The sequence below is a fragment of the Fusobacterium sp. DD2 genome (assembly GCF_018205345.1).
In the GTDB taxonomy this organism is placed as follows: Bacteria; Fusobacteriota; Fusobacteriia; order Fusobacteriales; family Fusobacteriaceae; genus Fusobacterium_A.
In genome coordinates, this window is the sequence record NZ_JADRHM010000106.1 from 1 (window position 1) to 3,245 (window position 3,245).

Sequence of the window (3,245 nt, forward strand, 5' to 3'; positions counted from 1 at the left end):
CCCTTCCAAAAAGTATATTATTATTTTTTATTGTTTTTTCTCAATAATACTATAATTAAATTTTAGCATATTTTGTATTATAAAACAACATAAAAAACATAAATATTACAACTTTACAGTGTTTAAATACTTATTAATATACTCTATCTTTTATTTTTTCAAATTAGAATTTGTTTTATCCTCAGAACTCTCCATTTTTACATATGAAGCCTGCTTAAAGTATTCATATAGAAATCCTCCTGTAAATGCACATACTATGCCACTTGCCAGGAATCCTAAATACAGTCCTAAAGAACCTCCTATCATAGTAAATCCAAAGAACATAAATTCTAAAAGTACACTTACTATACTTTGGACTACCACATAACCTAAAAAATACTTCCAAGTATATTTTTTGTCCTTAAAGAACCTTAAAAATATAACAAAGGAAAATGCAAGTGAAATTATCCCAATAACTGGTCTTAAAATCTCATTTTCTATCTTTAGCAGCATCACAAACCTTATAAGATAATCAGCTAATGTAATTTGAAATACAAATTTATCAATCTTCTTAAACATACTTCCCCCTCTATTAATAATTCTATTTCTTTATATTTTACCATATCTAAAATAAATTTTTACAATAAAAAAGACCCCGAAAGGTCTTTAATAAATGTTTCTCTATTAATCTATCAACTGATATTTTTGTATATTATAGATTTTCTTTCCCCTTGACTCCTGATAAAACCCTGCCATTTTATAGTTACCAGGCTTTAGTTTATAAGCACATACAGCGTAATCCTCATTATCTATTAAATAAGAAAATAATAAACTTCCTCCAACTTTGATCTTATACCCCTTAGTATAAAGATTTCCAACTCTTTCTACAACAAGTTTATTCTCTTCCTTGTTTTCAACTGATAAAAATTTATTATAAAATCTTTCTAACCCTTTTTCTTTAAAAATATAGTTATACAAAACATCTAAATCTTTTTGACTTTTTATCTCATCATGAGCTGTTGTATTTCTACCTACTATAAGTTTTTTTCTATAGAGTTCCTGTATAAATTTTTTATAATTTTTATTTAAAAACAACTCATTTGCCATTATTCCCAGGCCAAAACCATTTTCCTTATAGATTGCTCTTACAGTAAATTCCAAAGCTTTAGAAAATTTAAAATACGCAGCATCTATATCCACCCCTGCCTTGTAGTGGTAAAGTCCCATACCAATCATTCTCACTACATCTTCTGGAAGAGATTCCATCTCATTACGAGCATAATCTATACATCCTTCTATTTTTAATTCAGCTTTAGCTATTTTTTTAGTTTCAGTGTCAATTCTCTTCTCTTTCTCTTCATCTTTTTTTATTTCTTCTGTCATTTCAGTTTCAGCATTCTTTTTAATTGCTCTATATCTTTCAACCTTATTCTTTTGAAAATGCTCACTGCACACTAAGGTATTTGAATATATGATATCTTCAACACTTATATTTTTATCATATTCAAATTCAGTTAAATATTTCTCATCAATGCTCTTTATATATTTGTTTGGTTCCCCTACAGAAAAAATAAACAGATATTCCATTGCTCTTGTCATCTGTACATAATAGCATTTAGCTATCTCTTCGTCACTCTTATTAAAATTTATAAATTCATTATTTGTTCCAAGCATAAAAATAATCTTAGCTTCTAGCCCTTTAACATTTTGTGTATTGGAAAATCTTACTTTTCCTTTATAAAAGTCCCTTGCTGATTCCTCTGTGCTATTTAGCTCCTTACAACGCTGTGGGGTTATTATTGCACTTTCTACTCCAACTTTATCCAATGCCTCTATATATGGTTGTGCAGTTGCAGTATCATTTGGAACTACTAAAATATCTAACGGGTCATACTCTTTTTTACTTAAAAAACTCTTTACAATTGTTGCAAATACTCCTGCTTCTTCATCAACGCTATCAAATTTAACTAAAAATGGTTTAACACCTTCATCACTTTGTCCAAATATTGGATTTACTATAAGCTCATTCTTATCACTTTTTTCTTGAAATCTTGATAGCAAGCTATAAGCACACTGATGAATCTGCTTTGTACTTCTATAACTAAAACTTAAAGTTTTTACACTTTTTCTACCATCTATCCCTATATCTTTAAAGGAATTTATTCCTGCAAAACATGTAAAATCATATAAGCTTTGTGACACATCATATAGAAAAGTCAAAGATTTAATCTCTCTAAAAATCTCAATTATTTTAAGCATTATCTTTATCTTAGTTCTTGTAAAATCCTGACTTTCATCAATAATGATACTATGTATTCTTTCTAATTTCTTAAAGAGTTTTGGAGCATTTTTTTTAGCTTCCTCCATATCGTCCATTTTAGAAATTGATTCCAATTCACGTAAAAACCAGTTGTACATGTCCAATCCATCTATCTTTTCATCATCAGATAGCATTTTTCTATATTCACACAGTACTTTTAAAAATTTTTCTCTTTCACTTTTCAGTAGCCTTTTTTTTCTATTTTTTCTATTTACAATTAAGTATTCTGCTTTGTTAAAATTATTAGACATAATATATTCAAATTCATCAAATATAAAAGATGTTTCATATTTTGTATCCTTAAAGCTATCTAGCACAAATTTTCTGTATTGCCCTTCTTTATACCACTCATGGTTAAAAAAACCTATTTGATAGTTTGGGTGTGTTTTTAAAAACATATCTTTTATCATTCCATAAACAAATCCATCATAAGTTTTAAAGTCAATTGAACTATTAGTTGACTCACCAAAATAGCTTTCATACTTATCTTTAAGTTCATTAATCAAAGAGTTATTATAAGTTAAAAATACCACTTTTTTCTCAGTGTCAAATAAAGAATAAGTCCTATCATTAACCATCTTATGTGCTCTATCTAGTCCAACTAAAGTTTTTCCACTTCCTGCTGCTCCCTTGATAATTAACAATCTGTCATCAAAATTTACTACTTTTTTCTGTTCATCTGTCAATTCAATTCCCATAATAATTTCTCCTCTTTTTATATTAACATCTCCTTTATAAGATTATCCATTATTTTATCTGAATAATCAACACTTTTGAGTAATTTATTTAAATAATTTATATATATTTTTTTATACTTTATAAAAAAAGTTTAAATTACATAAATACAATCAATTTAGTCTGTTTTTTATTTATTATATAAGATAAAATAACGATTATATATATAATACCTTAATTTTTTTACCAATTTTTCACTATTTTTTACCAA

The 3,245-nt window shown here is 26.8% G+C and carries 2 protein-coding genes; both read right to left on the reverse strand.

The genetic code is table 11. The annotated features are described in order from the left end of the window. Positions 1-150: 150 nt before the first annotated feature. Positions 151-558 (reverse strand): hypothetical protein, encoded by a 408-nt coding sequence (locus tag IX290_RS11185; protein WP_211493274.1) that lies wholly within the window; start codon positions 556-558, stop codon positions 151-153. Positions 559-663: 105 nt separating this feature from the next. Further along, entirely contained in the window at positions 664-2,997 is a 2,334-nt protein-coding gene (locus IX290_RS11190; protein ID WP_211493275.1) for a UvrD-helicase domain-containing protein, read from the reverse strand. Positions 2,998-3,245 lie beyond the last annotated feature (248 nt).